Here is a 17,010-nt window from a genome sequence, read left to right as displayed (position 1 = left end):
AGGCTTGCAGCCGACGGGCCGCTTATGCTGGACTTTTATTGCGCGCGATGCAAGCGGGAACAACGCTGGGCGCTCGAAACGGCGGCGCTCGGCTCAGGGTTATCTGGAGTGGCTCGGGATGGCTCTCGGGATGGCTACGAGCGGCTCGGCGCGGTTCAGCCGCGACCGGCTTTATAGCCAGCCTGCTTTGCGGAAGCGCAGGAACAGCACCAGATCGACCGTCAGCATGACTGCCAGACAAACCGGATAACCGTACTGGTAGTGCAGCTCCGGGATGCTCTGGAAGTTCATCCCGTAGATGCCCGCGATCATGGTCGGCACCGCGAACAGCGCGGCGAACGAGCCGAGGCGCTTGGTCACCTCGCTCTCGGCGAGCGAGATCATCCCCAGATTGACCTGCACCGCGGTGACGACCATTTCGCGCCTGCCCTCGATGGTTCTGACGATCCGCTCGAGATGGTCGTAGACGTCGCGAAAGTAAGCCTGCATGCCGTCGCAAATGCGCGGAATGCGGCCGCCCGTCAGCTTGCTGATCGCTTCCTGCAACGGCGTGATGTGATGCTGAAGGATCACGAGGCGCCGCTTGAGCGAGTACAGATCCTGAATGATCGCGCGCGAGGCCGCCGAATTGTTGCGCTCGAAGATGCGGTCTTCGAGTTCCTCGATCTCGGCGTTCATCGCCTCGATGATCGGGAAATAGCGATCGACGACATCATCGGCCAGCGCGTACAGCACGAACGCCGAGCCTTCCTTGAGCAATTTCGGCTCGCGTTCGCAGCGGGCGCGCACATTCTGAAAGCCGACGCGGGCGCCGCGCCGCACCGACAGCACATAGTTAGGCCCGACGAACACGTCGACTTCGCCGATCAGCAGTTCGTCGTCGTCGTCCATCTCGACGGTGTGCAGCACGGCGAATAGCGACTCGCCGTATTCCTCGATTTTCGGCCGCTGATGGCCGTTTTGAGCGTCCTCGATCGCGAGCTCGTGCAGGCCGAATTCGTGTTTCATCACGGCCAGTTCGCCCGGCCCCGGATCCTTCAACGCGACCCAGACAAAACACTCGGGCCGCGCCACGTAGTCGCTGATGTTGTCGATCTCGATGTCAGCCAGCTTTCGGCCGTCCTGATAGGCGGCGCAATTGATCAGCATGTTGGATTACCTTGAAAACGGAAACAAACCGGCCGCCGCCGCGGCGTGAGTAAGCTCGGCGCCAGGTCTGCGGGGGCGAATGCGCGATAGCCGTTATGTTAAGTGCTCCGGGCCAAGGTCATGTATTCAATTGTTAAGCCTGGTGCGGTGCCGTGCGGTGCGGTGCGGTGCGATGGCGTTCAGTGCGGTGCGCTACCGCGCAACACGGCGCAAGGCAATGCGATGATCTTCGCCAAACGAGACCGACGCGCGGTTCGTGTAGCGCGTATCCGCGGTCACCGTAAACTGCAACTCGACGACCGGATCGAACTGCGTGGACACGCCGATGCGATGCACGCCCATTCGCTTCGGCTTCCCGAACGAGTGCCTCAAACAGCGCTTCATCAACGCCACGCACCCATAGATTTGCGATCCTGCTCACGCCACCGTCACACACTGCCACGCATGATAACAACGCGTGTCCGCTCCGCCATCCTGGCCAATCGGCCAAAGTCCACACCGCCTCTTGCGCGGCGCGGCGTTCTTCTTCATGATCGCTGCAAAGGGCTGCGGCGTAGGCGCTGCCGGCTGCGGATTTACCCTCGGTTCCATCGCGCGCTACCTTTGTTTGCCGGCATGCTCGCTTCTCCATACCGGCTCCGCGCCACGCTTTGCCGTGCGCCACACCGGACAGACGATCAAGGAGACTGCAATGTGGTATTTCAGCTGGATTCTCGGCATCGGCGTGGCCTTGGGCTTCGGCATCATCAATGTGATGTGGCTCGAAACCAACGGCAAATTCGCACGTGATCCATTACGCGCCGACGCGCAAGGCAGTCCGCCGGATACCCGCGAGGACACGCCTTCGTGACCCGTCTGGTTTTCATCTGCGGTCACGCGGGCACCGGCAAGACCACGTTGGCAAAGAAGCTGATCGGCCCGCTGATGGACGCGTGCGCCTCGCCCTTCTGCCTGCTCGATAAAGATACGCTGTACGGCAGCTACAGCGCAGCCGCCATGGGCATGCTGACCGGCAATCCGAACGACCGCGACAGCCCGCTTTTCTTGCAGCATCTGCGCGATCCGGAGTATCGCGGCCTGCTCGATACCGCTCGCGACAATCTCGAACTCGGTGTGAGTGCGCTGGTGGTCGGGCCGCTCTCGCGCGAAGTTCGCGAGCGGCGCCTGTTCGATCGCGCCTGGCTGGATGTCGGCGCGGATGTGCAACTGCGGGTGGTGTGGGTCTATACGTCGGAGGAGATGGCGCATCAGCGGATCGTCGATCGCGGCAATCCGAACGATGCGTACAAGCTCGCGCATTGGAACGAGTATCGGCAGCGCCGCTTCGTGCCAAGCGGCGAAATCTGCGAAGACCTGTTGATGTTCGACAATACCGCGCCAACTCACGCGGACTACGAAGCGTTGCTCGCGCGGATCGTAGGCGAACCGGAGGTATGGGGGACGATGCTGCCGCCGGTGCCGGCGTAGCATCGCCGGCTCAGACAGAAAACGCCCCGATTCACGGGGCGTTCGGGTGACCCTCTGCGGGGCTTCCTTCGTTGCTCGCGACAGACTCCAGCGCGCTGCTGCACGGCCCTCGGTTATGAGCCTTGATAAGCCTTGATGAGTCTTAAGGCGACCGCAACAGCTTATACCGTCGCCATCGCGTCCAGCGACTGCCCTTCGTACAACTGGCCGAAGCGATTCGCAAGGAAGTCGCGCAGCGACACCTGCTCCTGGCGCACAAAACCGCTTTGCGGCAGCTTCTTCTCGCGGAACAGATCGAGGACCGCGCACATCGCGCCGGCCGTGGTGATCTGGATCGCGCTCATCGCCATGCCGCACACGGTCTTCGCGAAGATCTTGCGGGTGAACACCTCCTGCACCAGTTGACCGTCGCGCATGCCGCTCACCGTGATGAACACCAGCACGACGTCCTGGGCGGTCGAAGGCACCGAACGGCGCAGGATGGTCTTGAGCGTATCGCGGTCGCTGGAAAGGCGCAGATCTTCGAGCAGGAACTGCATCAGGTTGCGGTGGCCCGGATAGCGCACCGACTTGTAGTCGAGCGATTCGACCCGGCCGGACAGCGTTTCGCACAGCGTGCCGAGGCCGCCTGACGTGTTGAAGGCTTCGTATTCGGTGCCGTCGAGCGAGAAATGTTCGAGGCCCTCGAGCGGCTGCACCCACTGCGTGCGGCTGTCGCGGATCGCCTCGCAAGGCTGGCAGTACTCGTTGATCAGACCGTCGACGCTCCACGTCAGGTTGTACTTCAGCGCATTGGTCGGGAACTCCGGCAGCGCGCCGACGCGCATCTTGACGTCGCGGATTTCCGTGAAGCGGTTCGCCAGTTCATGCGCGGCGATGCCGATAAAGCCCGGCGCCAGACCGCACTGCGGCATGAAGGCGTGATCGGCGTCGGCGGCGATCGCGCGGATCGCGTGAGTGGCGCGCACGTCTTCGGTCAGATCGAAATAGTGAACGCCCGCGCCCTTGGCCGCCGACGCGACATTCACCGCAAGGTAATACGGCAGCGCGTTGACGAGCGCATCGAAACCTTGCACGGCGGCGCGCAGCGCGGCGGCATCGGCGGAATCCACGCGGCGGGTCGGGATGCCCTGGGCGGCGAGCTTGTCGAGCGCGTGCTGATCGCGGTCGAACGCCACGACGTCGTAGTCGCCGGTCTCACGCAACATGTGAGCAATGGTGTGACCGATCAAACCTGCGCCAACGATGGCTACTTTCATGCGCTTCTCCTTGTTTTCTGTGTGCTGTCTCGAGCTTGGGAAGTGCGCGGCGCTTAAGGCGCCGCGCCCGGCGGGCTGAACCCTTGAGACACAGTTTAGGGAGAAGCAAAAACAGTTCATACCCGCAAAATGCTGCGGTATGACCATGAATTTCGACGTTATGACGAAGCGGTCAGTCGATATGTCGAAAACGCGTTAAAACGATGTAAAAACCGGGCCACTTTGGTCACACCATCCCCCGATCGATCTTGCGCGCCAGAATGATCGAGGTCGTGGTCCGCTCCACCCCTTCAAGGCCGCCGATCTGGTCGAGCAGATCGTTGAGCCGGTCGGGCGAATCGGCGCGCAGCCACGCGACATAGTCGAACTCGCCGCTCACCGCGCAGAGCAGCTGCACCTCGGGCATCTTGCCGAGGCGCTTCTGCACCGCCGGCCCAAACTTCGGCGCGATGATGATGCCGACGTACGCATAGATGCTCGAGTCGAGCACGTCCTGGCCGAGACGCACGCTATAGCCTGCGATCACATTGCTGCGTTCGAGCCGCGCGATGCGCGCGATCACGGTGGTGCGCGCCACGTCCAGCTGGCGCGCGAGATTGGCGACGCTCTCGCGGGCGTTGGCTTGCAGCAGCGCAACGAGGTTGCGGTCGAGGTCGTCGAGTTGGTCGAGGCGCGGAGGTCTCATCGAGGGCAGAAGAAGTGGGTCGGTAATGGAGCGGATTATCGCGCGTCTTCCGCATCGAGCGGCGGGCAAAGGAGTGGAGAACAGCAAGCGGCGGCAAGCAGTAGCAAGCAGCGCGCTCACACGCCGAACCGCTCGATCACGAAATCGATGAAGGTGGTGAGCTTGGGCGTCGCCCGGCGATCGCGCGGGTAGATCAGATGGACGGGCGCGCCGTCAGGCAGATAGTCCTCGAGCACGGACACCAGCTCGCCGCTGGCAATCTCCTTGGCGAGCAGCGCTTCGGGCTGCAACACCAGACCGAAGCCGCGCAACGCGGCGACCTTCAGCGCCTGGCCGTTGTTCGCCCGAAACCGGCCGGCGCGCAACTGGTGTTCGTCGGCGGTTTCGCCGCCGAGCCGCCACACGCCCTCGCGGCCCCAGTGCAGAAAGCCCAGGCACTCGTGCTGTGCGAGGTCGGCCGGTGTGCGCGGCGTGCCGGCGCGCTGCAGATACGCCGGCGACGCGCACGCGCGCATCCGGTACGGCTTCAACGGCCGCGCGACAAAACTCGAATCCGGCAGATGGCCGATTCGCACCGACGCGTCGAAACCCTCCTCCACCAGATCGATCACGCGATTCGACAGATCCAGTTCGAGCGTCACGTCCGGCCACGCGGTCAGATAGTCGGTCATCGCCGGGGCGAACACTTCAACGCCGTAGGTCAGCGGCACCGTCACTTTGAGCACGCCGCGCGGCGCGGCCGCCATCGCCTCGGCGAGCGACTCCGCCTCCTTCACGGCCGCCAGAATCCGCTTGCACTGCTCGTAATACTGGCGGCCGATCTCCGTCAGACTTTGTCGACGCGTGGTACGCGTGAGCAGCCGTGTCGCGAGCTTGGTTTCGAGCGAACGGATGTGTTTGCCCACCATCGCCGACGAAATGTCGAAGCGCTCGGCCGCTGCCGTCAGGCTGCCGGCCTCGACCACGGCGACGAAGATTTCCATGCTGACGAATTTATCCACCGGCTATTTCCTGTTCGTTTCGGTTGTAAGCGTTTGTCGCACAAGAGCCGCATTGTAGGGATATCGTGATACTAATAGCGGCGACGGCGAAGCAGTCAGCCGGCCGCCTGGCGTCGCCCAAGGGCTGACGCGCGGCGTGCCGCTCGCCTTGCGCGCGTTGTCCCGATACGAACAGACATCAGGAATTTCGATGAAAAAAGCACTGGTTACGCTGGCCTCCGCTCTCGCCATGAGCGGTGCATTCGCACAAACTTCCGCGCCGGCTTCGGCACCGGTGAGCGCCGCCGCTTCGGCACCCGCTGCCAAAGCCGGCCACGAGCGCAATGTCGAAGACCGCATCGCCTATCTGCACACGCAGTTGAAGATCACTTCGGCACAGGAACCGCAATGGAACGCGTTCGCCGATGTCATGCGCAACAACGGCCAGACGATGGGCCAGCTGTTTGAGCAGCGCAAGGCTGCCGCGAACCTGTCCGCGCCGGACGATATGAAGCAGTACACGACTATCGCGCAGGCTCATGCGGATGGCATGAAGAAACTGGTCGACGCGTTTGATCCGCTGTATAGCAGCTTTTCGCCGGAACAGAAGAAGCTTGCTGACGTGACCTTCCGTCAGCCCGGCGGCGCGATGGGTGGTGGGCATCGGCATTATGGCAAGGGTGCCGGCAAGCAGGCGCCGGCTGATGATGCCGGTGCGAAGCCTTAAGGGTTGGGGTTGGCGCGCGCAGCGCGAGTCGAAAAACATCAATCTCCGAATCCATCTGGCATGATGCGAGTGCTCGGGACCATCAGCGCATGGGCGCATGGCCCTGGCGCTGTCTTTCCAACACCATCACCCACTCGCTTCATGACCGAACTCAAAAACCTCGACCTGCGTACCGACGCAGCCACCCAACGCGTCGTCAAAAACGAAATCGTCGGCGTGGAATTCGCCGCCGCCGAAGGCGAATTGATGAGCCTCGAAGGCCCGAACCGTTATGCTCGCGGCGATGCGCTGATCACGGGCTCGACAGGCGACCGCTGGGTGGTGTCGCGCGAACGCTTCGACGCCAAATACCTACCGGCGGATGGCGCGCTCGCGCACGGCGAGCCGGGCGCTTACCGGAACCGTCCGGCGGTCGTGTTGGCGAAGCAGATGAATGAAGCGTTCTCGCTCGCCCGCTCGGCAGACGGCGGCGATGTACTGCACGGCGCAGCCGGCGACTGGATCATGCAATACGCCCCCGGCGACTACGGCGTGGTGCAGGCCGCGCGCTTCGCGAAAGTCTATCGGCGCGCGGACTGACGCCCGCGAGCGTCAATCAATGCTCCCACCGCGTCAAGCAAACTCATCGCCCAACTCTACGATGACATCGCGCGGCACCGTCTCGCCGTTCGCGTACTGCTCTTCGAGCGAGCCGATGCTCGCTTCGACATACGCCCGCAGCACCGCGAAACTCCGGCCGCGCAGCCGCGCCGGCAACGCGCGATAGCGCGCCCACGCGGGCGGCGCGATCACCACGTTCATCACGATCCGGCGCGCGGCCGCCCCGAAACGCATGGCGACCCAGTGAATCGCCAGCGCCGGGGTGCCTTCGTCGGCCAGGCGCTGCACGAACTGGGTCTGCTCGGGGAACAGATCGCTGATGACGCGCGCCAGTTCCTCGAACTCGGGATTCGCGCAATCGTATTGGTAAGCTTCCATGAGGGGCCGAAGATTAGAAATTCGTCGATGATACGCGCAGCGATCTACGCGACAGCGCAATCAAGCGGCCAAGGCCGGCCGCCGGAACACTTTGACGAGCCAGCCGGCGACAACGAGCGCCCCCAGCGCGTACGCTCCGTCCACCGCCGCGAGCGGCACGAGGTTCGCCTGGAATAGCGCGGCGGGCACGTCGACCAGCGCGTGCAGAACGATTGCCAGCGGCAGGATACCTCGCCAGCCCGCCCGCACGCCGCGCCACATCAACACCGACAGACCGATCTGGAACACCAGCGCGGCCACCCGCTCGAGCGCGAAAATGCCGGCCGTCTGCGGACTCAGGCTGGCAAGGATCAGGTGAATGCGCATCAGCGAATCGGCCGGCAGATTGCTCAGGTAACCGTCGAGCTCGCCGCGATTCTCGAAGACCGCGAACAGGAGCCACTGCACCTGTATCAGCACGCCGACGAGCCACGCTTCGGCGCCGCCGTGGCCAAGGCCGTAAGTGAGCGCGGTGCCGTCGCCCGCAACCTCGGCAGCGGACGCCGCGGCGGATGCCGGCTTCGCCGCCGCGCGTTTGAGCATCAGGCGCATGCCGATGAAACGCCCCACTTCCTCGCAGATACCCGCGACCAGCGCGCCGTACACCACGAATGCCAGCGGATTCGACAGGAAGGTGGCCGTCGCCTCGTTCCGAAGCAGCACGTAGTCGTTCAGCGCGCGCTCGATCACCATCGCGAATAGCGCGAACACGGCGATGCCGACAATCGCGTCGCGCGGGTTCAGCGCGAACGGCCGGCGTAGACGGCGATACAGAATGAACGGTAAGGCGGCGACCAACAGCGTCGCGAGGGCGAGGCTCGAGAGAGTAAGCGGTGCAACAACCATGAGTTTCCTTGCGATGACCGGTGCGCACCCGCTGCGCGCCGCAGCCCGCATGATCGCAGATCAGCGCGAAGTTGACGCGCGGACGATCAATTCGCCTGGCAGCAGGCAGTCGCGCGCCGCGGTCTGGACACCCTCGATGCGCTCATGCAGAAACTCGACCGCGCGGTAGCCGATCTCGTAGGTCGGCTGGCGGATCGTCGTGACGCCGGTCAATTCGGCCCACTCCGGGTCGTCGATCGACAACAGCGCGACGCGGGCTTGCCAGTCCGCGCCGTAACGCGCTTTCAGATGCAGCGCGAGGCACAGCGCGACCGGCGCATTGGCCGCGAACAAGGCGACGCGGCCCGGCTTGCGCGCACGGCCGCCATCGCTCGCTGCCGCCTCCAGCGCGTGGTCCAGCTCGGCGAGACTGCGTTCGACCGCCGCAGGATCGGCAAGATTCAGCACCAGCGTATGCCCGCGCGCGCCGCTCTTCCCACCCTCCCCACCCTTCCCGCTGTGCCCTTTTTGCCCTTTCTGGCCGCTCATCACCTCGCGAAACGCCGCCTCGCGCAGTTGCCGCGAGCTGACCTGCTCGAACGGCTGCACGACAAACCAGATCTCGTCGAAGCCGTTTTCAAGCAGATGCCGCGTACCGAGCTCGGCCGCCGCCCGGTTGTCCAACCCGACCATGTCGGCGACGAGGCCCTCCACCGTACGGTCGACCAGCACCGCCGGAATCCCGCCGCCGCCCACCGGCCGCAGCGTTTCTTCGCGCACGCCGAGCGCGTTGACGATCACGCCTTCCACGCGATAGGTGGTCAGCAGTTGCAGATAGCGCCGCTCCATTTCGACTTCATTGGCCGCGTGGCAGATCAGCGGCATCAGCCCGAGCGCGTGGCACGCCGCTTCGACGCCTTGCAGCACTTCGACCGTGTACGGATTGGTCAGGTCGGCGAGCAGCATGCCGATCAGCCGGTTGCGGCCACGCTTCAGGCCGCGCGCCATCTGGTTCGGCTGATAGTCGAGCCGCGCGATCGCCGCCTCGATGCGCGCGCGCAACGCCGGCGACAGCACGCTCATCTCGCCGTTCAGATAGCGCGAAATGCTGGTCTTGCCGGTGCCGGCTTCGCGCGCGACGTCGGTGATCGTCGCGCGGCGCGGAGCGGCAACGGGCGTCGTGCTCATGTGCGCCTCACTCATAGGCGTCTCATCGACCCAAGACTTCGCGGTTGACGATATTGGCGGCGAGCGTGCCGTCGAGCGCGGCGACGAGATTTTCCGCCGCGTTGCGCGCCATCGCATGGCGGGTTTCGTGGGTCGCCGAGCCGATGTGCGGCAGCGCGACCACGTTCGGCATTTTCAGCAGCGGCGAATCGGCCGGCAGCGGTTCGGTCTCGAACACGTCGAGACCCGCGCCGTGGATGGTGCCGTTTTGCAGCGCCTCGATCAGCGCTTGTTCATCGACCGTGGCGCCGCGCGATGCATTGATGAGAATCGCGCTTTTCTTCATCGACTCGAGCTCCGCCGCGCCGATCATGTGCCTCGTCTCGGGCGTCAACGGCACTTGCAGACAGACGAAGTCCGCGCTCGCGAGCAGCTCCGGCAACTCGACGCGCCGCGCGCCGTACGCCTGTTCAGCGTGCGGGTTCGCGGCCTGGTTCGTGTACAGCACCTTCATGTTGAAACCGAGCGCCGCGCGGCGCGCGACCGCGCTGCCGATCCGCCCCAGCCCGATGATGCCGAGCGTCTTGCCCTGCACGTCCACGCCGAACAGCGCCGGCCCGATGCTGCGCTGCCAGTTGCCCGCCTTCACCCATTCCGCGAGTTCGACCACCCGGCGCGCCGACGCGAGGATCAGCGAGAACACCGTATCGGCGGTGGATTCGGTCAGCACTTCCGGCGTGTGCGCGAGCAGGATGCCGCGGCGCGTCAGGTCGGCAACGTCGAACTGGTCGAAGCCCACCGAGACGGTCGACAATGCCTTCAGCCGGGTCGCGCCTTCGAGCATCGCCGGAGTGATCTTCACGCTCGAACCGATGCCGCCGTCCGCGTCCTTCAATGCGGCGACGAACGTGTCGTGCCGGGCGGGGTCGACCTGCACGACTTCCGCATGCTGTTGCAGATACGCGAGCACGTCTTCGGGCAGCGCCTTCCAGGCGACGATCTTCTTCATCAGCTTATTTTCCTTGCAACGGTGTAGCGAGCACAGGCGTAGTCAACGGCTGCGGCTGCGGCTGCGGCTGCGGTTTGACGATCAGCGTCAGGATCACCGCGGCGACCAGCGCCACGCTCATAAACGCATAGGACGCCGCAGGCGAGCCCGTCGCGCCATTCAGATAGCCGACCACATACGAGCCGACAAACGAACCGAGCGCACCCATGCTGTTGATCAGCGCCATCGCGCCGCCCGCGACGTTCTTCGGCAGCAGCTCCGGCACGATCGCGAAGAACGGTCCGTACGGCGCGTACATTGCGGCGCCGGCGATCACCAGCAGCGCGTACGAGATCCAGAAGTGCGTCGAGCCGAGCGCGTACGACGCCGCGAACGCCGCCGCGCCGACCAGCAGGAACGGCCACACGAACACTTTGCGGCGGTTGAGTTTATCCGATGCCCACGAAGCGGCAAGCATCGCGATCGTCGCGGCCAGATACGGCAGCGCCGAGAGCCAGCCGGTTTCGACCATGCCGAGCGTCGAACCGTTCTTCAGGATCGACGGCAGCCACAGCACGAAACCATACACGCCGATGCTCCAGCAAAAATATTGCGCGCACAGCTTGATCACCGCGGGCGTGCGAAAGGCTTCGCTGTAATTGCGCACCGGCTTGATCGCGGCCTGTTCGGCGCGCAGCGTTTCGGCGAGATCGTCCTTTTGCTGCTGCGTGAGCCACGACACCTGCTGCGGCTTATCCTTCACGATGAACCACCAGCACACGGCCCACAGGATCGCGGGCGCGCCCTCGGCGATGAACATGTGACGCCAGCCGAACGAGTGCACCAGATAGCCGGACACCACTGACATCCACAGCACCGTCACCGGATTGCCGAGAATCAGGAAGGTGTTGGCGCGCGAGCGCTCGCGCCTGGTGAACCAGTTGCTGATGAAGATCAGCATCGCGGGCATCACGGCGGCTTCGACCACGCCGAGCACGAAGCGGATCACCATCAGCGACGGAATGTTGCTGACCATCCCGGTCAGCGCCGCGCAGCCGCCCCACAGGATCAGGCTCCAGAACACCAGTTTCTTGACGCTGCGCCGTTCCGCGTAGATCGCACCGGGAATCTGGAAGAAGAAATAGCCGAGAAAGAACAGCGCGCCGATCAGCGACGACAGCCCTTTGCTGATGCCGAGATCCTGATTGATGCCGGCGGCCGACGCAAAACCGTAGTTCGCGCGGTCGAGATAAGCGAGGCTATAGGTGATGAATACGATCGGCATGATCGTCCACCAACGGCGAATCGCAAGCGATGAAGTCATGGGTGTCTCCTTACTGCTTCCCGAAACGATGATGAGGGGTGCTGGGGCGCTGTCCGAGCGCTCTTGTCGTTATCGAATTCGTTGCGTGCGGCGGCGGACGGTCAAGCCGCGGTCGCGATGGGCGGCGCGTCGGCAAGTGACTTCGCATCGGCAAGTGCCTTCGCATCGGCAGGTGCCTTCTCATCGGCAGGTGCCTTCTCATCGGCAGGTGCCTTCTCATCGGCAGGTGCCTTCTCATCGGCAGGTGCCTTCGCATCGGCAGGTGCCTTCGCATCGGCGAGTTCCAGCGCGTCGAGTTCCGCGCGGCTCGGCAGGCCTTCGGAGTCGCCGATCACCTGAATCGCCAGCCCGCCGATCCGGTTGCCGCGCGCCACCGCTTGCGGCAGCGGCTTGCCTTCGAGCAGCGCGCTGATCACGCCGACGGCGAAACCGTCGCCCGCGCCCACCGTATCCACCACCCTCGCGACCGGCTTGCACACGACCACGCCGGCGTCGTCGGCGGTACGGAAGTACGCGCCTTGCGCGCCGAGCTTGATGATCACGCCGCGCGCGCCGTGGTCGAGATAGAAACGCGCGATGTCGTCCGGCTTCGTGTAGCCGGTCAGAATCCCGCCCTCGCCGATGCCCGGCAGCACCCAGTCGGCCAACGCCGCAAGCGCGTTCAGGCCTTCGACCATCGCGGCGCGCGACGGCCAGAGCGTCGGGCGCAGGTTCGGATCGAACGAAATCGTCTTGCCGGCAGCGCGCATTTCACGCGCCAGATGAAACGCGAGTTCACGCGAGCTTGCCGAGATCGCCGGCGCCACGCCGGTCAGATGCAGGTGACGCGCGGGCAGCACGTAATCCGCCGCGTAGTCGGCCAGCGACAGGTGGCTCGCGGCCGAGCCCTTGCGGAAGTATTCGACCGCCGGATCGCTGCCGTCGTCGCATTTCGACTTCATCTGGAAGCCGGTTGGGTAGCGCTCGTCGGTGGTGACGCAGCGCTGGTCGATACCTTCTTTGCGCAAGGTGTCGCGCACATACTGGCCGAACGAATCGCTGCCGACACGGCTCATCCAGCCGACCCTGAAACCGAGTCGCGCAAGACCGATCGCCACGTTCAGATCGGCGCCCGCGACACGCTTCGTGAACTGCCCGACGCCGGCGAGCGGGCCGGTTTCGGCGGCCACGAACATGGCCATCGCTTCGCCGTAGGTGACGACGTCGAGTGCTGCGGGTATCCGGGTTGTCTCGTTCATGCTTGCTCCTGCGTTCTTCTGCTGCGGGTTCTCTTCTGCTGCTGTGTTCTCTTCTGCTGCGCGCGTTTTTTACCGCGTTTTTTGTCGTTCTCTCAGGTCCTACGAGCTGCTCAAGCAGCGGCCAGCCACGCGACGTAATGCGCCGCGTCGGCCTCGATGCGCGTGGCATCGAAGAGAAACTCGATGGCGCGCGGCACATCGTGCGGCAAGCTGGCGAGCACCGCCGCGAACTGCGCGTCGTCCGCGGCCGGCGCGCTCGCGAAGCGGCGTGCGCCCTCGCCGGTCATCGTCTTGCAATGAACGTATTCGACATGCGCCGCAAGTTGCTGCGCGGCGTCGAGCGGCGCGACACCGCGCCACAACCAGTTGCCGACATCGAACGTCATGCCGAGCACGCCGGCGTAGCCTTCGCGCGCCAACGCATCGAACAGGCCGACGAATTGCGCGAGCGAGCCGCCCTGCTCCAGCTGACCATTTTCGACGACGAGCCGCGGCTTCATCCCGCGCACGCAAGCCGCAATCGCCGCGCCGTTCGCTTGCGTGGCAAAGCCGCCAAGCTGCAATTTCACAAAACGCGCGCCGAGTGCCGCGGCCTCGGTCACGGCGAGACGCAAGGCATAGATATCGAGCACGCCTTCGGCCGTGTAGAGCGAATCCGGCGTTGAGTAAACCGACCACAAGCCGAGTTTCGCCATTGCGTTGCCCAGCGAGCGCAGCGCTTCAACGGAGGCGTCGGCATCGCTCGCGAACAACTCGCGGCGCACCTCGAAACCGCCGGCGCCAGCCGCCGCGCTCACGCTCGTCCACTTCACGTGGCCGCCGGCGCGAACCGCGTCCATTCCGAATGCACTTGCGACAATCACCACATCAGCCATGTCGAATTTACCCAGCCCCGTTTCCGCACCGGCATATGGAACCGGTTCCAAACTGCGATCTAAAAAAAGCGCCGTTGCGCTTTGGTGTGCGAATAGTGCGCCGAGGCGATGGGAACGCACCATAGTGGAAATCCCCAGGCGCCAGCCTGAAAGGCTAGCTTTGGACGCCGGATTGGGTCGCCAGCCCTGGACGCCAGCGTGGGACGCCGGGCGACGCCGAATAGGAACGCCCGAGGCCCGGCGATCAGGAACCGTCCGCCAGACACAGCGCGAGAAACCGCTGCAACACCCGCGAGGGCGCGCTCGCGTGGGGCACCAGAATCGACAGCCGCCGCGTCAAGGGCTCGGGGCTCAGCGAGAACAGGCACAGCGCGCCGTCTTCGTGCCGCATCGACATGGCCGAGACGAAGCCGATGCCCATGCCCGCCCGCACCGCTTCCTTGACGCCTTCGACCCCGGCAATCTCCAGCGCCACGCGCATCGGCACGCCGGCCCGCGCAAAAGCCCGCTCGACGAGCTGCCGCACGCCCGACCCGGCTTCGCGCAACACCAGCGGATGTGCGCCGAACGCCGCCAGTTCCACCCGGCCGCCCTCGCCGGCCGCGCCGCCCGGCTGCGCGAGGGGATGCGCGCGCGGCATGATCGCGACGATCTCGTCCTCGCGCCACGCGTGCACCGCGGTGTCCGGCGGCAGATCCGAGCCGACCGGCCCTTCGATCATCGCAACGTCCACCGAATCGAGTGCGCCGACGATTTCCGTGGTGTTGCCGTCGGCGGTATGCAACGACACGTCCGGATAGCGACGATGAAAGTCGGCGATCAGGTAGGGCAGCAGATAACTGGCCGGCGTGGTGCTCGCGCCGATGCGCAAGGTGCCCTGCTCCATGCCGCGCAACGCGTCGCGGTACGCGTGCGCCTGGCGCCACGTGTCGCGCAGCCGCGTGGCGTAGCTGGCGAGCTGCTCGCCGGCGGGCGTGAGCCGCACGCCGCGGCCGTCGCGCTGGTACAGCGGTTCGCCGAATTCGTCCTGCAACTGCCGCAATTGCCCGGACACTGCCGGCTGCGACAGATGCAGCGCCACAGCGGCCCGGCTGATATTGCGATGCTCGGCGACAGCGGCGAACGTTATAAGTTGATCCGGGGTCATGATGGTCAATGTATCAGCTCAACCGATACTTTGCATTCTAAATCACGATTTTTCATATTGATATATCTAATTTAGGATTAGGCCCATCGAATCAAGACAGTCACAGAAAGGCGCTACGCCATGTCCACCGCTCATCTCACCGCCACTGCCGCATCAACCGGGTCTTCGACTCGCGGCCAACTCAACGGCATTCTGTTCGTTGCGCTGTTTGCCGCCGCCGTGACCCGCATCGCGTCAATTCCAGCCGTCGCCGGTCTGGGTTTGAGCCCGCTGATCGTCGGCATCGTGGCGGGCGCCATCTATGGCAACGCGCTGCGCGACGGCATGCCCGCAAGCTGGGCGGCCGGCGTCAACTTCTCGGCGCGCAAGCTGCTGCGCATCGCCGTCGCGTTTTTCGGCCTGCGCGTGAGCTTGCAGGAAATCGCCCAGGTCGGTCTGCCCGGCCTCGCGGAATCAGTGCTGATCGTGGTGAGCACGCTTGTCATCGGCACGTGGGCCGGCATGAGGATCATGAAGCTCGATCGCGACACGGCGCTCCTGACCGCGGCCGGCAGCGCGATCTGCGGCGCGGCGGCCGTGCTCGCCTTCGAATCCACGCTGCAATCGAAGCCGCACAAGAGCGCGATGGCGGTCGGCAGCGTGGTGCTGTTCGGCACGCTGTCGATGTTCCTCTACCCTGTGCTGTTCAAGGCAGGCTGGCTGCATCTCGACACGGTCGGCGCGGGCCTCTTTTTCGGCGGCACGATTCATGAAGTCGCGCAGGTGGTCGGCGCGGCCAGCAATGTGAGCCCGGAAGCGACCCACGTCGCGACCATCGTCAAGATGACCCGCGTGATGCTGCTGGTGCCGGTGCTGCTGGCGATCGGTATGTGGGTGAACCGCTCGGCCCGCCGCGCAACGGCATCCACTTCGGCCACGGCGCACGACGGCGCACAGCAAGCACCGCGCAAGCTGGCGATACCCTGGTTCGCGCTCGGTTTCCTCGCCTTCGTCGTGATCAATTCGCTGCATGTGTTGCCGGACACCGCGACGAACACGCTGAATACGCTCGACACCTTCGCGCTGACGATGGCCATGACCGCGCTCGGCATCGAAACCCGCATCTCGCAGATTCGTCAGGCCGGGCCCCGCGCGCTGACCACCGGCCTGATCCTGTATGTGTGGCTGATTGCCGGCGGACTGGGGATCACGTGGACTGTCCAGCACCTGCTCGGTTAAGCCGCCCTCGCCTGCAAACCCACCCCGCCGCGCGCGGGGTTTTGCGCATTCAGGAGAACAATCCGACATGCTCACACGGCATACTGGCTGCTGACGTAACCCGTTCACGCAAACCCGTTCATGCAACCGGAATGAGGATCGACCGATGAGCCTGGAACTTTACTATTGGGACGGCTTGCAAGGCCGCGGCGAATTCGTGCGGCTCGCGCTGGAAGAAGCCGGCGCCGACTATGTGGAAGTGGCGCGCGGCAAGAAGGCCGAGGGCCTCGGCACGAGCGCGATGATGTCGGTGATGAAGAGCGCCGACGAGCCGTATCCGCCGTTCGCGCCGCCGTTTCTGAAAGACGGCGATCTGGTGATCTCGCAGACCGCCAACATCCTGTTCTACCTGGGCCCGCGCCTGAACCTGGCGCCTGCCGTCGAGGGCCTGCGCTACGTCGCCAACGGCCTGCAACTGACGATCGCCGACGTCGTCACCGAAGCGCACGACACGCATCATCCGCTCGCCACCGGCCTCTACTACGAAGACCAGAAAGACGCCGCAAAACTGCGCGCGCACGACTTCATCGACAACCGGATTCCGAAGTTCATGAAGTACTTCGAGCGCGTGCTCAAGCAGAATCCGGCCGGCGCTCAGTTCATGGTGGGCGACGCGCTGACTTACGTCGACCTGTCGATGTTCCAGCTGATCGACGGCCTGCTGTATGCGTTTCCGCGCGCGCTCCAGCGGTTCGGCGAACACTTTCCGCGCCTCGCCGCGCTGCACGACGCGGTGATGGCGCGGCCGAACATCGCCGCGTATCTCGAGTCCGACCGGCGCATCGCACATAACGAGGCCTGCATCTTCCGGCACTACCCCGAACTCGACAAGGCGTCGGCTTGATCCGCGCCGCCCTCCTGCGCACGGCAACAGCATCGCGCCCGCTTACGATAGCGGGCGCGAT

The 17,010-nt window shown here is 64.7% G+C and carries 19 protein-coding genes; 6 read left to right on the top strand and 13 right to left on the bottom strand.

What is annotated here, in order from left to right:
• Positions 1-171 precede the first annotated feature (171 nt).
• Both corA and AC07WT_RS08465 read right to left on the bottom strand, forming a co-directional pair.
• Entirely contained in the window at positions 172-1,149 is a 978-nt protein-coding gene (corA, locus tag AC07WT_RS08470) for a magnesium/cobalt transporter CorA (protein WP_494946716.1), read from the bottom strand.
• A 192-nt stretch (positions 1,150-1,341) separates the two neighbouring features.
• The gene (locus tag AC07WT_RS08465) at positions 1,342-1,491 is read right to left on the bottom strand and encodes a hypothetical protein (protein WP_494946715.1); all 150 of its coding nucleotides are present in this window, start codon (positions 1,489-1,491) and stop codon (positions 1,342-1,344) included.
• Positions 1,492-1,840: 349 nt separating this feature from the next.
• Here AC07WT_RS08465 and cydX point away from each other — a divergent pair, with 349 nt between their 5' ends.
• Both cydX and AC07WT_RS08455 read left to right on the top strand, forming a co-directional pair.
• Positions 1,841-1,999 (top strand): cytochrome bd-I oxidase subunit CydX, encoded by a 159-nt coding sequence (gene cydX, locus AC07WT_RS08460; protein ID WP_492595902.1) that lies wholly within the window; start codon positions 1,841-1,843, stop codon positions 1,997-1,999.
• Positions 1,996-2,616 (top strand): P-loop nucleotide/nucleoside kinase family protein, encoded by a 621-nt coding sequence (locus AC07WT_RS08455; RefSeq protein WP_494946714.1) that lies wholly within the window; start codon positions 1,996-1,998, stop codon positions 2,614-2,616. The genes cydX and AC07WT_RS08455 overlap by 4 nt, the downstream gene beginning before the upstream one ends.
• Before the next feature lie 161 nt (positions 2,617-2,777).
• On the opposite strand, the gene AC07WT_RS08450 is transcribed toward AC07WT_RS08455, so the two are convergent.
• The 3 genes from AC07WT_RS08450 to AC07WT_RS08440 all read right to left on the bottom strand — a co-directional run bounded on the left by AC07WT_RS08450 (position 2,778) and on the right by AC07WT_RS08440 (position 5,561).
• Positions 2,778-3,875 carry a saccharopine dehydrogenase family protein gene (locus tag AC07WT_RS08450; protein ID WP_494946713.1) on the bottom strand — a complete coding sequence of 366 codons (1,098 nt, stop codon included), beginning with the start codon at positions 3,873-3,875 and terminating at the stop codon, positions 2,778-2,780.
• Between the two features lie 226 nt (positions 3,876-4,101).
• Positions 4,102-4,560 carry an Lrp/AsnC family transcriptional regulator gene (locus tag AC07WT_RS08445; protein WP_115100991.1) on the bottom strand — a complete coding sequence of 153 codons (459 nt, stop codon included), beginning with the start codon at positions 4,558-4,560 and terminating at the stop codon, positions 4,102-4,104.
• 116 nt (positions 4,561-4,676) lie between these two features.
• A complete protein-coding gene (locus tag AC07WT_RS08440; RefSeq protein ID WP_494946712.1) occupies positions 4,677-5,561 on the bottom strand; it encodes a LysR family transcriptional regulator in 885 nt (294 codons plus the stop codon).
• Positions 5,562-5,751: 190 nt separating this feature from the next.
• Between AC07WT_RS08440 and AC07WT_RS08435 the strand changes: the two genes are divergently transcribed.
• Complete coding sequence (locus tag AC07WT_RS08435) at positions 5,752-6,267, top strand: Spy/CpxP family protein refolding chaperone (protein WP_494946711.1); 516 nt, start codon at positions 5,752-5,754, stop codon at positions 6,265-6,267.
• Positions 6,268-6,408: 141 nt separating this feature from the next.
• Positions 6,409-6,846, top strand: a complete 438-nt coding sequence (locus AC07WT_RS08430; RefSeq protein ID WP_492595907.1) for a PGDYG domain-containing protein — start codon at positions 6,409-6,411, stop codon at positions 6,844-6,846.
• A 33-nt stretch (positions 6,847-6,879) separates the two neighbouring features.
• Here AC07WT_RS08430 and AC07WT_RS08425 read toward each other — a convergent pair whose 3' ends face one another.
• From AC07WT_RS08425 to AC07WT_RS08390, 8 genes are all read right to left on the bottom strand, one after another.
• Positions 6,880-7,245 carry a DUF3022 domain-containing protein gene (locus tag AC07WT_RS08425; RefSeq protein ID WP_494946710.1) on the bottom strand — a complete coding sequence of 122 codons (366 nt, stop codon included), beginning with the start codon at positions 7,243-7,245 and terminating at the stop codon, positions 6,880-6,882.
• A 60-nt stretch (positions 7,246-7,305) separates the two neighbouring features.
• Entirely contained in the window at positions 7,306-8,130 is an 825-nt protein-coding gene (locus tag AC07WT_RS08420) for a YhfC family intramembrane metalloprotease (RefSeq protein ID WP_494946709.1), read from the bottom strand.
• 60 nt (positions 8,131-8,190) lie between these two features.
• A complete protein-coding gene (locus AC07WT_RS08415; protein ID WP_494946708.1) occupies positions 8,191-9,297 on the bottom strand; it encodes a LacI family DNA-binding transcriptional regulator in 1,107 nt (368 codons plus the stop codon).
• A gap of 22 nt (positions 9,298-9,319) precedes the next feature.
• Entirely contained in the window at positions 9,320-10,285 is a 966-nt protein-coding gene (locus tag AC07WT_RS08410; protein WP_494946707.1) for a 2-hydroxyacid dehydrogenase, read from the bottom strand.
• Between the two features lie 4 nt (positions 10,286-10,289).
• Positions 10,290-11,588, bottom strand: coding sequence for an MFS transporter (locus AC07WT_RS08405; protein ID WP_494946706.1), 1,299 nt, complete (start codon positions 11,586-11,588; stop codon positions 10,290-10,292).
• 101 nt (positions 11,589-11,689) lie between these two features.
• Complete coding sequence (locus AC07WT_RS08400; RefSeq protein ID WP_494946705.1) at positions 11,690-12,826, bottom strand: sugar kinase; 1,137 nt, start codon at positions 12,824-12,826, stop codon at positions 11,690-11,692.
• A 110-nt stretch (positions 12,827-12,936) separates the two neighbouring features.
• Entirely contained in the window at positions 12,937-13,701 is a 765-nt protein-coding gene (locus AC07WT_RS08395; protein WP_494948406.1) for a sugar phosphate isomerase/epimerase family protein, read from the bottom strand.
• A gap of 244 nt (positions 13,702-13,945) precedes the next feature.
• Positions 13,946-14,848: a LysR family transcriptional regulator gene (locus tag AC07WT_RS08390; protein ID WP_494948405.1), complete on the bottom strand. Its 903-nt coding sequence runs from the start codon at positions 14,846-14,848 to the stop codon at positions 13,946-13,948.
• A 120-nt stretch (positions 14,849-14,968) separates the two neighbouring features.
• On the opposite strand from AC07WT_RS08390, the gene AC07WT_RS08385 reads away from it, so the two are divergent.
• Both AC07WT_RS08385 and AC07WT_RS08380 read left to right on the top strand, forming a co-directional pair.
• The gene (locus AC07WT_RS08385; RefSeq protein ID WP_494946704.1) at positions 14,969-16,066 is read left to right on the top strand and encodes a YeiH family protein; all 1,098 of its coding nucleotides are present in this window, start codon (positions 14,969-14,971) and stop codon (positions 16,064-16,066) included.
• A gap of 145 nt (positions 16,067-16,211) precedes the next feature.
• Positions 16,212-16,949 (top strand): glutathione S-transferase, encoded by a 738-nt coding sequence (locus tag AC07WT_RS08380; protein ID WP_494946703.1) that lies wholly within the window; start codon positions 16,212-16,214, stop codon positions 16,947-16,949.
• The last annotated feature ends 61 nt before the right edge of the window (positions 16,950-17,010 follow it).

The sequence above is a fragment of the Paraburkholderia sp. GW821-FHT02A12 genome (genome assembly GCF_059422005.1).
The sequence above is the reverse complement of the archived record's forward strand: the minus strand, read 5'-3'. Positions and strand labels throughout refer to the sequence as shown.